This is a genomic window from Alkalihalobacterium sp. TH-98, from assembly GCF_057473385.1.
The window spans coordinates 390553-406650 of record NZ_JBYCKM010000045.1; the positions used below are offsets into that span (position 1 = coordinate 390553).

The 16098-nt window shown below is 36.6% G+C and carries 12 protein-coding genes; 10 read left to right on the plus strand and 2 right to left on the minus strand.

Annotated features, from left to right (window positions below; translation table 11 throughout):
- Window positions 1-192: 192 nt before the first annotated feature.
- Both AC2VNP_RS17540 and AC2VNP_RS17545 read left to right on the plus strand, forming a co-directional pair.
- Complete coding sequence (locus tag AC2VNP_RS17540) at window positions 193-648, plus strand: pyridoxamine 5'-phosphate oxidase family protein (protein ID WP_486918574.1); 456 nt, start codon at window positions 193-195, stop codon at window positions 646-648.
- A 285-nt stretch (window positions 649-933) separates the two neighbouring features.
- Window positions 934-2262: a PhoH family protein gene (locus AC2VNP_RS17545; RefSeq protein ID WP_486918575.1), complete on the plus strand. Its 1329-nt coding sequence runs from the start codon at window positions 934-936 to the stop codon at window positions 2260-2262.
- A 40-nt stretch (window positions 2263-2302) separates the two neighbouring features.
- On the opposite strand, the gene AC2VNP_RS17550 is transcribed toward AC2VNP_RS17545, so the two are convergent.
- Window positions 2303-2806 carry a peptidyl-prolyl cis-trans isomerase gene (locus AC2VNP_RS17550; RefSeq protein WP_486918576.1) on the minus strand — a complete coding sequence of 168 codons (504 nt, stop codon included), beginning with the start codon at window positions 2804-2806 and terminating at the stop codon, window positions 2303-2305.
- 87 nt (window positions 2807-2893) lie between these two features.
- Between AC2VNP_RS17550 and glsA the strand changes: the two genes are divergently transcribed.
- From glsA to AC2VNP_RS17575, 5 genes are all read left to right on the plus strand, one after another.
- Window positions 2894-3823 (plus strand): glutaminase A, encoded by a 930-nt coding sequence (gene glsA / locus AC2VNP_RS17555; protein ID WP_486918577.1) that lies wholly within the window; start codon window positions 2894-2896, stop codon window positions 3821-3823.
- A gap of 128 nt (window positions 3824-3951) precedes the next feature.
- Window positions 3952-4230 (plus strand): Fpa/YlaN family protein, encoded by a 279-nt coding sequence (locus tag AC2VNP_RS17560; protein ID WP_486918578.1) that lies wholly within the window; start codon window positions 3952-3954, stop codon window positions 4228-4230.
- A 442-nt stretch (window positions 4231-4672) separates the two neighbouring features.
- A complete protein-coding gene (gene pyc, locus AC2VNP_RS17565; protein ID WP_486918579.1) occupies window positions 4673-8122 on the plus strand; it encodes a pyruvate carboxylase in 3450 nt (1149 codons plus the stop codon).
- A gap of 134 nt (window positions 8123-8256) precedes the next feature.
- Window positions 8257-9684 carry a cryptochrome/photolyase family protein gene (locus tag AC2VNP_RS17570; RefSeq protein WP_486918580.1) on the plus strand — a complete coding sequence of 476 codons (1428 nt, stop codon included), beginning with the start codon at window positions 8257-8259 and terminating at the stop codon, window positions 9682-9684.
- Window positions 9685-10878, plus strand: a complete 1194-nt coding sequence (locus AC2VNP_RS17575; protein ID WP_486918581.1) for a GNAT family N-acetyltransferase — start codon at window positions 9685-9687, stop codon at window positions 10876-10878.
- Window positions 10879-11001: 123 nt separating this feature from the next.
- Here AC2VNP_RS17575 and AC2VNP_RS17580 read toward each other — a convergent pair whose 3' ends face one another.
- A complete protein-coding gene (locus tag AC2VNP_RS17580; RefSeq protein ID WP_486918582.1) occupies window positions 11002-11895 on the minus strand; it encodes a COX15/CtaA family protein in 894 nt (297 codons plus the stop codon).
- A 260-nt stretch (window positions 11896-12155) separates the two neighbouring features.
- Between AC2VNP_RS17580 and cyoE the strand changes: the two genes are divergently transcribed.
- From cyoE to ctaD, 3 genes are all read left to right on the plus strand, one after another.
- Complete coding sequence (cyoE, locus tag AC2VNP_RS17585; protein WP_486918583.1) at window positions 12156-13091, plus strand: heme o synthase; 936 nt, start codon at window positions 12156-12158, stop codon at window positions 13089-13091.
- 86 nt (window positions 13092-13177) lie between these two features.
- Window positions 13178-14194, plus strand: a complete 1017-nt coding sequence (gene coxB / locus AC2VNP_RS17590) for a cytochrome c oxidase subunit II (RefSeq protein ID WP_486918584.1) — start codon at window positions 13178-13180, stop codon at window positions 14192-14194.
- Between the two features lie 32 nt (window positions 14195-14226).
- Complete coding sequence (ctaD, locus tag AC2VNP_RS17595; protein ID WP_486918585.1) at window positions 14227-16098, plus strand: cytochrome c oxidase subunit I; 1872 nt, start codon at window positions 14227-14229, stop codon at window positions 16096-16098.

Here is a 16098-nt window from a genome sequence, read left to right on the forward strand (position 1 = left end):
TAATTGTTATAGAATACCATTTATTTACACTAATATAAAGGGGTTAATTAGTGTTTCTGAAGCCTTCGTTGTACTATTTTATCATTTTATCGTATTTCTTGAAAAAATAAATAAAAATAAGGCATATATGTTTTAACGAAGATTAAAAATAGGTATAGTATAGATGTAATTATAAAAAGTGGAGGGATATAAATGGGAAACCAGGTAGAGCCTAAACTAACAGAGGAATTATTACCATTACTGCAATCTGAACGATTCGTTACTATAGCTACAGTCGATCATGAAACTGGAACTCCAAACGTAAATGCAATTTCATGGGTGTTTGCACCGTCTCAAGAAAAAGTTCGTTTCGCAGTTGACAATCGTTCAAGAATTATCGAAAACATTAACAATCATAGTGGTGTAACATTAAACCTAATCGGTAATGGATCTACATATTCTATTGTAGGCGATGCTTCAGTAATTAAAGAAAAAATGGACGACGTTCCATTAAAGCTTGCGTTAGTTGAAATTAATATTAAAGAAGTTCGTGATGTTATGTTCTATGGAGCTCGTATTGCTGTAGAACCAAAGTATGAAAAAACATACGATGCAAACGCAGCTGCAAAATTAGATAGCCAAGTTATGGATTCAATGAAAAAAGCTTAGTCTCTGACTAAGCTTTTTTTGTAAAGATTTTAATAATTAATTGTTAAGTTAGATAGAATGTGACAGAATAGATTAAATTTTTTGATTTCAATTCTATTCTCAATAACGAAAAAACATGTCTAAGAAATTTCGAGATCATTAACTGAATTTTCTTCTATCTTGGGCCTGTTTATCATACATCTATACTATAAGCCATGTTTGCTTAGATAACGAATTCATTCGAATGTGCATAGAATGATTATAAGAAATGTTGACAAATGAACTTTTAGTCAGGAGGCGCAAATATTGAATAAAGTTTACGTCTTGGATACGAATGTATTACTACAAGATCCTCGTGCAATTTATGCTTTTGAAGACAATGAAGTAGTCATTCCAGCCGTGGTTTTAGAGGAAGTAGATTCAAAGAAGCGTTACATGGATGAAATTGGCCGAAATGCTAGGCAATTTTCTAAGATGATGGACAGCCTAAGAGGAAAAGGGAAATTACATGAAGGAGTTGCTATTGAGACAGGTGGTACTGTAAGAGTTGAACTAAACCATCGCTCTTTTTCAAAATTAAAAGACTTATTTGCAGAAATGACAAATGATAATCGGATTATCGCTGTTGCTCTTAATTTAATGCTTGAGGAACAGGAAAAAGAGTTTGGGAGAGAAGTGGTACTTGTAAGTAAAGATGCATTAGTGCGTGTGAAAGCCGATGCATTGAAAATACCTTCTGAAGATTATTTGAGTGACCGTGTTATTCAGTTTAATGACGTATATCCCGGTTATGTTGAAGTTTATGTTGATAAAGATGTTGTTAACCAGTTTTTTGTTGATAATGAAATTGCGATTTCTGAATTAGCCAAGCACCCCTTTTATCCTCACCAATTTATTATTATGAAAGATGCGCTCGGAGGTTCCAGTTCAGCGATAGGGAAAGTTGAACCTGATGGTAAAAAAGTAAAACCATTTCAAATTGAACCTGACCAAGTTTGGGGGATAAAAGCAAGAAATGTACAACAAAAAATGGCTCTTGAGCTTCTTCTTAGACAAGATATTCCCCTAGTAACATTAATCGGGAAAGCTGGTACAGGGAAAACGTTATTATCTTTAGCGGCTGGCTTACTTCAAACAGAAGACTTAGGCCTATATAAGAAGCTATTGGTAGCTCGACCTGTCATTCCTGTAGGAAAAGATATCGGGTATTTACCGGGCGAAAAGGAAGAAAAACTTAGACCATGGATGCAACCGATTTATGATAATTTAGAATATCTTTTTAATACAAAAAAGCCTGGAGAGTTAGATCAAATATTAGCTGGAATGGGTTCTATTCAAGTAGAAGCATTAACGTATATTAGAGGAAGAAGTATTCCTGACCAATACATCATAATTGATGAAGCACAAAACTTGACAAAACACGAAGTAAAAACAATCCTTACTCGCGTAGGTGAAAGAAGTAAAATTGTTTTAATGGGTGACCCAAAACAAATTGATCATCCATATTTAGATGAATATAATAATGGATTAACGTATGTTGTTGAGAAGTTCAAGGATCAAACGATAAGTGGACATGTAAAACTGCAAAAAGGTGAGCGTTCAGGGTTAGCACAGCTTGCAGCTGATTTACTCTAATTGATGAATATAGTTAGGATAAGGCTGACAACTGTCAGCCTTATTTCAATGTAAATTGTTTAACATTTTTTATAGGATTATTACGGTTTGAACCATCACCGAACAGGATGTGTACAGGACCATCCTCTTTTAATGGTTTACCAACTTGTGAAAATTGTAAAATAAACTGCTTGGCCAAATCAAGAGAAAAAGTTTCTTTTCTTCCATCATGTGTTTCAACAATTACTTCAGAAACATCTTCATCTGGTTGTGCATTCATAATAAATGGAAGAAATGACATACCAAATGTACCGTTTTCGAGCTCTTGGCGTTTATATTTGATTACATTATCGTTTGTTGGTTTTGGGGGTTCAGAGCCTTCTGTAATTTCTTTATCCCATTGCTTTGAGATCGCTTTCGTGTATTTTGTAAGTTCATCTTCCTCATCTTTTGGCAGGTCAAAAAATGTATTTAGATCGACCTTTCTCTCATCAAAAATCCAAACCGAAGGGTCAATTGTTAAAGGGTGAGAAACTTTACCGCTGATAAATACTATAAATTCCATATGTATCCTCCTTGTGCTTTTGACTATCCTAAGTATAAAGCGCCAGTTGCAATTTGTCACATTGCAGCGAAAAAAGGAGTGAAACTAGTGAGTTGTTATAAACAAGAAGATTTAATAAAAATGGTCGAAGAGGCAAATCGCTTAACTCATAAAGGAAAAGTAGCTGATTACATACCAGCATTGGGTGAAGCCGATCCATCTACATTAGCGGTAGCCATATATACAGGAGAACAGGAATGTATGTATGCAGGCAATATCGAAGAAGGATTTACCCTGCAAAGTATATCAAAAGTGTTAACTTTAGCATTGGCCCTCATGGACCGAGGAACTGACTACGTTTTTCAAAGAGTAGGAATGGAACCAACCGGTGATCCTTTTAACTCAATTTCTAAATTAGAAACGAGTGTCCCGTCTAAACCTCTAAATCCGATGATTAATGCAGGGGCATTAGCTGTTACAGATATGTTAGTAGGAAATACAGTAGAAGATAAGTTAGAAAGATTACTTAAATTTATCCGGCAGCTAACAGGAAACGAGAATATCTCTTATAATCCTGTGGTTGCCCAATCAGAGTTTGAGACCGCTGACTTAAATCGATCACTTTGCTATTTTATGAGACAACATGGCATTATTGAGTCTAATGTTGAAATGCTAATCGATCTATATACGAAACATTGTGCAATAGAAATGAACTGTAATGATTTAGCGAAGTTAGGTTACGTTATCGGAAACGAGGGAAGAGATCCAAATTCAGAGCAAACGATTATTCCGCTTGAAATAGCGAGAATTGTGAAGACATTTATGGTAACATGTGGTATGTACAATGCATCTGGAGAATTTGCTATAAAAGTTGGAATTCCAGCAAAAAGCGGTGTGTCCGGTGGAATTCTTGGTTCTGTGCCGCACGGAGTTGGGATTGGAATTTATGGCCCCGCACTAGATGAAAAAGGAAATAGTATCGGTGGTTTAAGACTATTAGAGTTGCTTTCAAAACAATATAATTTAAGTATTTTTTAATTCTAGGTTAATTTCCTTCTATTAAACCGATTAAAAACATTGCATTTTTTTTATTTAGAATATAGTATTAGTGGTAAGTTACTAAAAACGACCCTAAGAGTTTTATTTAAAGGAGGGACCAACGTTCTATGGAGACGATGACAGGACATAGCGAAAAAGCATATGCCCTTCTTAAATCGGATGCAGAAAAAATCCAAAAACTCATAGAAGTACAGATGGAGAATTTAACAATGCCCCAATGTCCTCTTTATGAGGAAGTTTTAGATACACAAATGTTTGGACTTTCAAGAGAAATTGATTTTGCAATCCGCTTAGAATTAATTAATGAAGAAACAGGCAGGCAGCTTTTATCTGACTTAGAACGTCGACTTGCTGCATTACATGAAGCAACAACGAATGAGAAATAATAGAGAGGCTGGCTCAAAGGTGAAGTGTCAGGTACCTCAATTGTGAAAGTAGTAGCTAATAGGTAGCTCTATGTTTCGCGCGAGGGGCTTGACTCTCAGAGTCAGTCTCCTTTTTATTATGTAATTTTCGAGTGTATTGTTGTTATAAATCGTAAAGCTACGTATGATGTTAAAGTCGCAATTTACATAAGCAAGTTAAGGAATAATATAGCTAAAAAGTTATTTAGATAGAAGAATGCATGATAGTCAAAGTATGATACAATAATAAAAATTGTTTGAAAGATATGAATACAAGTTATATACTGAAATTGAGTTCGTCATCTGGTTATCAGACGTTTGAAGAAGTTGTGAACCTGAACTTTCTTCTTGCTTTATACTGAAAACCTTTTTAAAATAGTAAAAATAAAACTGAATATTCTTTCATTTTTCCAAGGGGGTTTATATGAACAGTTTAAAGAACATTAAGAAGGTACTAGTAGCAAATCGTGGAGAGATTGCAATTCGAATTTTTCGAGCGTGTACTGAATTACATATTCGTACGGTTGCTATTTACTCAAAAGAGGATACAGGATCTTTTCATCGCTATAAAGCTGATGAAGCCTACCTCGTAGGAGAAGGTAAAAAGCCAATTGATGCCTACCTTGACATTGAAGGAATAATTGAGATTGCAAAGCGTAATGGTGTGGATGCAATTCACCCAGGTTATGGTTTTCTATCTGAGAATCTTGAATTTGCAAAGCGATGTGATGAAGAAGGTATTATTTTTATCGGACCAAAACAAGAGCATCTTATGATGTTTGGTGATAAAGTACAAGCACGTCAGCAAGCTATTCTAGCAAATATTCCTGTTATACCAGGTAGTGATGGACCTGTAGAAAGTGTTAAGGAAGTCGAGGAATTTGCAGGCAAACATGGGTATCCTTTTATTATTAAAGCTGCATTAGGCGGTGGCGGTCGTGGGATGCGTATTGTCCGTAATGAAGGTGAATTAAGAGAGGCCTATGATCGTGCCAAATCAGAAGCTAAGTCAGCTTTTGGAAATGACCAAGTATATGTGGAAAAATTTGTAGAAAACCCAAAACATATTGAAGTTCAAATTCTGGCTGATACACATGGTAATATCGTTCATCTTTATGAACGTGATTGTTCTGTACAACGTCGTCACCAAAAAGTAGTAGAAGTAGCACCAAGTGTTTCAATTGGCGAACAATTACGTGAAGCCATTTGTGATGCTGCTGTTCAGCTTACGAAAAATGTAAACTACGTCAATGCGGGTACAGTAGAGTTTCTTGTAAGTGAAAATGGTGAATTCTATTTTATTGAAGTCAATCCTCGTGTTCAAGTAGAGCATACAATTACAGAGATGGTAACCGGAATAGATATTGTTCAATCTCAGATTTTAATTGCTGATGGTGAGCAATTACATGGAGCTAAATTAGGGATACCAACGCAAGAGAAAATTGCTTGTAATGGTTATGCTATTCAGTCCCGTGTAACAACGGAAGACCCTAGTAATAATTTTATGCCTGATACTGGACGTATTAACGCTTACCGTTCAGGTGGTGGTTTCGGGGTACGTTTAGATGCAGGGAATGGCTTCCAAGGAGCTGTTATCACACCTTATTATGATTCCTTACTAGTTAAGGTTTCAACTTGGGCACTTACATTTGAACAAGCAGCTGCTAAGATGCTAAGGAACTTAAGAGAGTTTCGTATCCGTGGAATTATTACAAATATTCCTTTCTTAGAAAATGTAGTTCAGCATGAAAATTTCATCTCAGGTGAATATAATACTTCTTTTATTGATTCGACTCCAGAACTATTTGTGTTCCCAGTACGAAAAGACCGTGGAACGAAAATGTTAACGTTTATTGGAGAAACAATTGTCAATGGTTATCCAGGGTTAGATAAAGAGAAGAAACCAGTTTTCGATCAACCAATTGTTCCATCTGTCAAATACTCAGAGCCTATGCCGTCTGGTACAAAGCAAATTTTAGATGAACGAGGAGCAGAAGGGCTGGCTAAGTGGGTAAAAGAGCAGAAAGAAGTTCTCTTAACTGATACAACGTTCCGAGATGCTCATCAGTCTTTATTAGCTACTCGCGTTCGTACGCATGATTTAAAGAAAATTGCAGAACCGACAGCAAGGTTAGTACCGAATTTATTCTCTGCTGAGATGTGGGGCGGGGCAACATATGATGTTGCAATGCGTTTCTTACACGAAGATCCATGGGAGCGTCTATTAACCTTAAGAAAGCAAATGCCGAATGTGCTCTTACAAATGCTTCTGCGTGCATCAAATGCAGTAGGGTATACAAATTACTCTGATAATTTAATTCGTGAATTCGTAGAGAAGTCTGCAAATGCTGGAATTGACGTTTTCCGTATCTTTGATAGTTTGAACTGGGTAGAAGGTATGAGACTTGCGATTGATGCTGTAAGAGACTCAGGGAAAATTGCGGAAGCAACAATGTGTTACACAGGTGATATATTAGACCCGTCAAGAACAAAGTATGACTTAACCTACTATACAAATTTAGCGAAAGAGTTAGAACAATCAGGAGCTCACATTTTAGGAATTAAAGACATGGCTGGTTTATTAAAGCCTGAAGCTGCATATCAATTAATTTCTACATTGAAAGAGTCAATTGATATCCCAATTCACCTCCATACACATGATACGAGTGGTAACGGGGTATTTACGTATTCACGTGCAATTGAAGCAGGTGTAGATATCGTTGATGTTGCGATTAGCTCTATGGCTGGGTTAACATCACAGCCGAGTGCGAACAGCTTATACTACTCTCTAACAGGTTCTGAAAGACAGCCGAATGTAAACATTGAGTCGCTTGAAAAGCTAAGTGAGTTCTGGGAAGGGACTAGAAAGTATTACAGTGGCTTTGAAAGTGGTATGAATGCACCGCATACTGAAGTATACGAGCATGAAATGCCGGGTGGTCAATATAGTAATTTACAACAACAAGCGAAGGCAGTTGGCTTGAAAAACCGTTGGGATGAAGTAAAGAAAATGTATCGAACAGTAAATGATATGTTCGGTGATGTTGTTAAAGTAACACCATCTTCTAAAGTAGTTGGTGATATGGCTCTTTATATGGTTCAGAACAATTTAACAGAAGAAGATGTATACGAGCGTGGGGCTTCACTTGATTTCCCTGATTCAGTCGTAGAATTCTTCCAAGGCCACCTGGGTCAACCATATCAAGGTTTTCCAAAGAAGTTACAAGATATTATTCTAAAAGGAAGAGAAGCAATAACTTGTCGTCCAGGAGAGTTATTGGAACCGGTGGATTTTGCGAAAGTAAAAGAAACATTATTTAATGAAATCGGCCGCCAAGTAACAGATTTTGACGCCATCTCTTATGCCCTGTATCCAAAAGTTTTCATGGAATATGAGAGATTCAGTCAGCAGTTTGGTGATGTATCTGTATTAGATACGCCGACATTCTTCTATGGCTTACGTTTAGGGGAAGAGATCGAAGTTGAAATTGAACAAGGAAAGACACTAATTGTAAAACTTGTTTCCATTTCTAAACCGCAAGATGATGGAACACGGATCGTATACTTTGAATTAAATGGTCAACCGCGCGAAGTGTTGATAAAAGATCAAAGTGTAAAAACATCTGTAGTCGTTCGTCCAAAAGTTGATAAAGGAAATCCTAATCAAATTGGCGCTTCAATGCCAGGTACTGTTGTGAAAACGTTAGTGACAAAAGGGGATAAAGTCAAAAAAGGTGACCACCTAATGATCACGGAGGCTATGAAGATGGAAACAACGGTTCAAGCACCATTTGATGGAGAGATCGTTGATGTGTATGTTAAAAATGGTGAAGCCATTCAAACGGGTGACTTATTAATTGAACTATCAAAGTAAAAAATAGAAAATACAAGGCTGACTTAAGCATTCACCTTCTTTGTAATTTCTGGTCTATCCAGTTTTTATGAAGAAGATGTTGGCTACTAGGTCAGCCTCTTTTTTACATGAACAGTTAATTTGAGGTGAAATCTATGTCAAAAATAGTAGGTGTTTGGTTCAGAAGAGACTTTAGATTGAATGACCAAACCGCACTTTTTCAATGTTTAGAACGCTCTAAGAAATCAGGTGAAAAGTGGGTTGCTTTATTTCATTTAGATCCAAAGTTTTCTGAAGAACTATGTCCTCATTATGAGTACTTTTTTCAAACCGTTTATGAATTTAAAGAAAAGTGTGCAGCGATAGGAATTCGATTACATATCATTTATGGGACCATCGAGGAATTTATAAAGAAAACGTTGGAGGCCATACCTGAATTAACGACTATATATTTTAACAAAGATGAAGCCGGAAGTGGAAAGATTAGAGATGATGCGGTAAAAAAACGACTTGCTGAATGGGGAATATCAACAATTTCATTCATAGATACACACTTAACATCAGCAACACAAGTAGTGAAAGCTGATGGTCACCCCTATAAGGTCTTTACACCTTACTTTCGAGCTTGGTCTAAAATAGCAAAACCTATACCTCTGCACATAAGCCTAAATGAATTACAGCAATATCATTATCAAATGGACAGCGATATCGATCCAAACGGTGAAAGATATTTTTCGAATATAATTATGAATTCAAAACGCAATTGGGGGAAACTTGGTGAGAGTGAGGCTGCTAATCGATTAGAACGATTTACTACTATCTTACATACATATCACACAAAAAGAGACATACCATCAGAATATGGAACAAGTCAGCTATCCCCTTTTCTAAGAACAGGAGTTATATCTATTCGGACAATATATCATAAAATTCTTGAATGTCAAATGGATATAGGAGAAGGAGCTCATGTATTCATAAAAGAACTAGCATGGCGAGAGTTTTATAACATGCTTTATTATTATTATCCTGAAAGTAAACAACAAGCTTTACGTGGAGAATACCGTACTCTTGAATGGGAAACAGATCAAGAACGATTAAACAAATGGAAAGAAGGAATGACAGGTTTCCCAATTATAGATGCTGGAATGAGACAATTAAGGCAAGATGGCTGGATGCATAATCGTCTTCGAATGATTACAGCATCTTTCTTAACAAAAGATTATTTAATTGATTGGCGGTTGGGGGAACGATATTTTGAGAAGATGCTTATCGATTATGAGGAAGCAACAAACATTGGAGGGTGGCAGTGGGCGGCTTCTATAGGGGCTGATGCAGTCCCTTACTTTAGAGTATTCAATCCCATCCGTCAATCAGAAAGATTTGATCCTTTAGGTGAGTACATAAAGAGGTATGTTCCAGAACTTAAGTACCTGCCTACGCAATACATCCATGAACCTTGGAAGCTTTCATCGGAACTTGCTATGAAATATAAATTTAAGATTGATAGTGATTATCCAGCACCGACAATAGATCATCAGCTGCAAAGGCAAAAGGCAATCGCATTATTTAAAGGAGGAGAATAGATGGAAGTTAGAAGGCTCACAACAGATGATATCGATGAAAGCTTAAAATTATCTCAATTCGCTTTTCAATATCAGTTGACAAGTGAGGAACGTGAACACCGTCTCAATGTCTTACGTCCAGAGTATTCATTAGGCTATTTTTCTGATGGAGAGTTATTAGCAAAAATGACAACGTTTCCGTTCCAAATCTTAATTGATGGAGTCTCTTTTGATATGGGTGGAGTTTCCGGGGTTGCTACTTATCCAGAATATCGACGTAGTGGTTTGGTAAAAAATTTATTACAACACGAGTTAAAAGAAATGAAAGAAAAAGGGCAAGTACTAGCCTTTTTATTTCCATTCTCAATTCCTTTTTATAGAAAATATGGATGGGAAATTTTTGTTGATTACCAGAAACTAACACTAACTAGAGAGCAGTTACCCAGGTTTAAAACTGTCACTGGCCATATGAAAAAGGTAGACGATACTTCTATTATTATTCTAAAAGAAATCTATGATAAATATGCGCAATCCTATACAGGGATGCTTAAACGAGATATTGATTGGTGGACGGATTGGGTCCTTTTTCGAAAGAAAGGAAGAATTGCAGCTTATATCGATCCTGCTGGTACGCCTAAAGGTTACATAATTTATGAAGTAAAAGATAGGAAAATGACTATCAAAGAATTTGTCTGTCTCGATGAAGAGAGTAGAAGAGGGATTTGGAATTTTATAGCTAATCACGATTCGATGGCTGATGATTATATTATTCAACAACTTCCTGATAGTGAACCTTACCCTTATTGGCTGCCGGATCCTAAAATACAAAAAGAAGTTGTTCCATATTTTATGGCAAGAATTGTAGATGTTGAAAAGTTTCTTAAAAAGTATCCTTTTAAACCTGCTACAAATGGAAATTTGTTCCTACATGTTTTAGATGAATTTTGTCCTTGGAATAATGTAACTTATCAAATTACAGTTAAAGAAAAAGAAGTAAAAGTTAAAAGGCATGAACCGAGAAGTAAAGGTGTCTGCCAGCAAGAACCTAAGCGAGGGATTATTTGTAATATAAATTACCTCACAACTATGCTATTAAATTATCAACGACCTAGTAATTTATTACAGGTACAACAAATTAAAGGGTCTCAGGAAGAAATAGATATACTAGAACAACTTATTGTCAATAAGCCAACAGGATTTATTGACTTTTTCTAAGGGCTTTGTAAAAAAATGAAGTATAAAAAGAAAAGACGAGAATGACTTTACATTCCCGTCTTTCGTTTTTTGAAGAGTAACATGTTTGTTAGGATACAACTACTGAATGGTTCCTTCATTCTATTAATATTTTTTTCTAGTAACGACCATTGTTAAATAACATAGTGTTGTGAACAATAGAGAAATAATAAGAGCATGAAGCATAGCCGTAAATAATGATGCTGCCGTAAACACAACAGCTACACCACTAATGAACTGACCAGTGACAAATAATAAAGACAGCCCAGTGCCCCAAATAATAGTAGGTTCATGTCGATAGCGCCTTACTGCCCAAACAAACATTGCTAAAATAACAAGGAAGAGAGCTATGCCTACGATACGGTGAAAATAATGAGAACCGATAGGACCTGCAAAACCAGGGAAGATTTGTCCATTACAGAGTGGGAACCCTGAACATGCTAATGTTGCTTGAGTATGCTTTACATATGCACCTGTATAAATAACTAAATAACAATAGATGATGGTAAAAAAGACATAATTCCTAAATCCTTTTGACACATTAGGTACAGGTACTTTCGACTTTCCATCTTCAAATGCTAAAACGGTTAATAGTACAACAGTTGCTAATGAGATAGCTGAAATACCAAAGTGTAAGGCAAGTATAGCTTTTGATTGACCGAACACTACTGCTCCAGCTCCTAGTAAACCTTGGAAAAGGATAAAAAATACTGCCATAATTGCCAAAAACTTAGCTTCGCGCATATGAGAAAGTTTTCTCCATGCCCAAATTGCAAAGATAATAATGAGTAGTCCCATAAGTGCTGAAACAATGCGGTGACTATATTCAATAATCGTCTCTATTGCTGGAGATGTTGGTATAACTTCTCCAAAACATAAAGGCCATGTTGCCCCGCAGCCTTCACCAGATCCAGTCTTAGTAACCAGTGCACCTTGTAGTAGAACAATTAACATCCCAATGGACGTGATCACACCAAATATTTTTAAATACCTATGCAATTCATTCACCTTCTTTTCATTTTGAGTTAGATGTATTAAAATATATGAGGCTATTATTGATCTTAAGTAAAAAGAACGGCTTAGTCAATTTCTAGAGAATGAACATTTTATGGATACATAAAAATGTGAAGATAGTGTGAAACTTTGGATTTTGATGAAACAAAGTAGATTTTAAGATATAATGTGGTTATAACTCGATAGAATATTGATTTACTCTGTTTATGTTATGAGCCGTTCTCGAAAAAGGGGGTGAAAGGGAGATGAATAAGACCAACACGGTGATAGAAGCTACGAATGTTCTTCCTAATGAATCAAGTGTCATAATAACCGATCAACAAAAGTCATGGAAAGATTATTTAACACTTGGTAAAGTAGGTATAGTGACATCTAATCTTATCACTACATTTGCTGGTCTATTTCTAGCAGCAAAGTACTCGGGTATAAGTTTGGCAGATAATCTCCATATCGTTTTTTTTGCAATAGTAGGTGCCGCCTTGGTTATGGCTGGAGGATGTACACTTAATAATTTTATTGATAGAGATATTGATCCAATTATGGAACGTACTAAAGCACGACCATCTGTTAATGGAAGATTTCAAGCGAATCACATTCTTTGGGTAGGTCTTATCCAGTCAGGGATAGGTATTATGCTTCTAGCATTTGCCAACTCCGTTGCAGCTGTCATTGGAATTATTGGTTTATTTGTATACGTTGTTTTATATACAATGTGGTCTAAACGTACCCATTCGTTAAATACAGTGATTGGAAGTATTTCTGGAGCAGTACCCCCATTAATTGGTTGGGCAGCACTTGACCCAGGACTTCACACGTATGCTTGGCTGTTATTCTTTATCATGTTCTTTTGGCAACCTCCACATTTCCTAGCATTAGCTATGAAGAGGTGTGAGGAGTATCGCGCTGCAGGTATCCCAATGTTGCCTGTTGTTGCAGGTTTTGAGATGACGAAACGTCAAATGGTCCTTTATGTAACTATTTTAATTCCAGTTTCATTAATGTTAGCACCGTTTGGCCTCGTATATACAATAGTAGCTGCTGCACTTGGTGTAGGGTGGTTAATCTTGGGGATAGCAGGTTTTAAGATGAAGGATGATATTAAATGGGCACGTTTAATGTTCGTTTATTCCCTTAATTATCTTACTATCTTGTTTGTTCTTATGGTCATTGTCCACATATAGAGAGAAAACTATGAGGGGAATAGTGACTGTAATATAAAAAAATCGTAGTATTCACTACAAAAGAGAAAGTGAGGATTGATTGTCAGATGAGAAATTGGAAAAATGCTTTGCGTTTGCTTCCTCTTTCACTTCTTGTCTTCTTTATGACAGGGTGTGGTGAGGCAAACCTAACTGCGCTTGATCCTAAAGGACCACAGGCACAGTGGATTTATGACAAAATGCTATTGTCATTATTCGTCATGATTTTCGTGGCAGCATTTGTTTTTGCAGTATTCTTTATTATTCTAATTAAATTTAGAAGAAAGCCTGGCGATGATACGTACCCTAAACAAGTTCACGGGAGTACGACGCTGGAGATTATTTGGACAGCTATTCCTATTCTATTATTAGCAATTTTAGCTGTACCTACGATCACTGGATCTTTCATGATGGCTGACACTGAGCCAGAGGGAGACCATACAGTTCATATCAAAGTAACAGGTCATCAATTCTGGTGGCAATTTGATTATGAGGATGAAGGATTTACTGCTGGTCAAGATGTTTACATCCCAACTGGTGAAAAAGTTATCTTTGAATTACACGCAAGTGATGTACAACACTCATTCTGGGTCCCAGCACTTGGTGGTAAAGTAGATAATGTTCCTGGTATTACGAACCACTTATGGTTAATTGCTGATGAGCCTGGAATTTACAAAGGAAAATGTACTGAGCTTTGTGGTCCTGAGCATGCTCTTATGGACTTTAAAGTAATTGCTTTAGATCGTCCTGATTATGATGCTTGGGTTGCAGGTATGCAAGCTAAAGCAGAAGATAATTCTGAAGTTTTAGCACGTCAAGGTTATGAAGTATTTGAAAATCAAGGTTGTATTGGCTGTCACGCTATTAGTGGTGCAGGGTCAGATCTTGGTCCAACACTAACTAACTTTGGTGAGCGTACAGTTGTTGCAGGTTACCTTGAGTACAATGATGAGAATTTAGAGGCATGGATTCGTGATCCTGAGTCTTTAAAACAAGGTAATAATATGCCAGCTTATCCTGATCTTAGTGATGAAGATATGGCTGCACTAATTGCGTTCTTAAAATCTTTAAAAGTTAACGAATAATTTATAAATTTGAATAAAGGAGGGAATCCCCATTGGCTACAACTTCATTGGCTAATACAAAGTCAAAAAGTGTAATTTGGGATTGGTTAACTACTGTTGACCATAAGAAAATAGCCATCCTCTACTTAGTAGCTGGTACGCTTTACTTCGTTCAAGCTGGACTAATGGCATTATTAATGCGAATCCAGTTAATGTACCCAGAAAATACATTTATGACGGGTCAAACATTTAATGAATTACTTACAATGCACGGTACGGTCATGCTATTCTTTGTAGCAACCCCGTTACTGTTTGCTTTTATGAACTATATGATTCCATTACAAATTGGGGCACGTGACGTAGCTTTCCCATTTGTTAACTCATTAGGTTTCTGGATTTTCTTCTTTGGTGCTTTATTAACAAATATGAGTTGGTTCTTTGGCGGCGGACCTGACGCTGGTTGGACGGCATATGTTCCTCTAGCTGGTCGTGAATATGCAGGTCTAGGACTTGACTTCTACGTGTTAGGTTTACAGGTTGCTGGTATTGGTACATTATTATCAGGTATCAACTTCCTAGTAACGATCATTAACATGCGTGCACCTGGTATGACAATGATGCGTTTACCATTATTCGTATGGACATCATTTATTTCATCTATGCTAATTTTATTTGCTTTTACACCATTAGCTGCTGGTCTTGCTTTACTAATGTTAGACCGTATCTTTGGTGCACAATTCTTCATCCCAGGTATGGGTGGTAACACTGTATTATGGCAACATATATTCTGGATCTTCGGACACCCAGAGGTATACATTCTAGTACTTCCTGCTTTTGGTATTATTTCAGAAGTACTTCCTGCTTTCTCAAGAAAGCGTTTGTTTGGTTATACAGCAATGGTATTTGCGACAATCGTTATCGCGTTCTTAGGCTTCATGGTTTGGGCTCACCACATGTTTACTGTAGGTATGGGACCAATTGCTAACGCAATCTTTGCAGTTGCAACGATGACAATTGCAGTACCAACCGGTATTAAAGTATTTAACTGGTTATTCACAATGTGGGGCGGAAAACTAACATTCAATACATCAATGTTATTCGCATCAACTTTCGTTCCAACTTTCGTACTTGGTGGGGTAACAGGTGTTATGCTTGCAATGGCTCCTGTAGACTACTTATACCATGATACGTACTTTGTAGTAGCACACTTCCATTACATTATCGTTGGTGGTATCGTATTTGCATTATTTGCTGGATTATTCTACTGGTACCCTAAAATGTTTGGACATATGCTTAATGAAAAACTTGGGATCTTTATGTATATCTTATTTGCAATTGGGTTCCATTTAACATTCTTCATTCAGCATTTCTTAGGCTTAATGGGTATGCCTCGTCGTGTATACACATACCTAGATGGTCAAGGTTTAAATGCATTTAACTATATTAGTACAATCGGTGTATTCTTTATGAGTGCAGCAGTTATCGTACTAGTAATTAACGTTGTGTATTCTGCATTTAAAGGTGAGCGTGTAACTGTTGCAGATCCATGGGATGCTCGTACATTAGAGTGGGCTACTCCTACTCCAGTACCTGAGTATAACTTTGCACAAACACCGCAAGTTCGTTCATTAGATCCACTTTTCTATGAGAAAATTCATGGAGATGGAAAAATGAAACCAGCTGAACCAATCGCTCCAATTCACATGCCAAATGGTTCAATTATTCCATTCATTATGTCAATTGGATTATTCATCTTAGGTTTTGGTTTTGTTATGATGAACATGCAGAACCCAATCGTTTCTCCTTTTATTGTTATCGGTCTAGGTGCTGTTGTAACGTTTGGTTCAATGATTGCTCGTTCAGTTAAAGAAGATCATGGATATTATATTCCAGTTGAAGAAATTAAAGAGAAGGAGGTAAGCTAA

Excerpts from the sequence above, each read along its gene's own strand:
- AC2VNP_RS17575 (WP_486918581.1), top strand. The coding sequence starts at position 9,685 with ATGGAAGTTAGAAGGCTCACAACAGATGATATCGATGAAAGCTTAAAA.
- AC2VNP_RS17550 (WP_486918576.1), bottom strand. The coding sequence starts at position 2,806 with ATGGAATTTATAGTATTTATCAGCGGTAAAGTTTCTCACCCTTTAACA.
- AC2VNP_RS17540 (WP_486918574.1), top strand. The coding sequence starts at position 193 with ATGGGAAACCAGGTAGAGCCTAAACTAACAGAGGAATTATTACCATTA.
- AC2VNP_RS17570 (WP_486918580.1), top strand. The coding sequence starts at position 8,257 with ATGTCAAAAATAGTAGGTGTTTGGTTCAGAAGAGACTTTAGATTGAAT.
- AC2VNP_RS17560 (WP_486918578.1), top strand. The coding sequence starts at position 3,952 with ATGGAGACGATGACAGGACATAGCGAAAAAGCATATGCCCTTCTTAAA.
- pyc (WP_486918579.1), top strand. The coding sequence starts at position 4,673 with ATGAACAGTTTAAAGAACATTAAGAAGGTACTAGTAGCAAATCGTGGA.
- cyoE (WP_486918583.1), top strand. The coding sequence starts at position 12,156 with ATGAATAAGACCAACACGGTGATAGAAGCTACGAATGTTCTTCCTAAT.
- coxB (WP_486918584.1), top strand. The coding sequence starts at position 13,178 with ATGAGAAATTGGAAAAATGCTTTGCGTTTGCTTCCTCTTTCACTTCTT.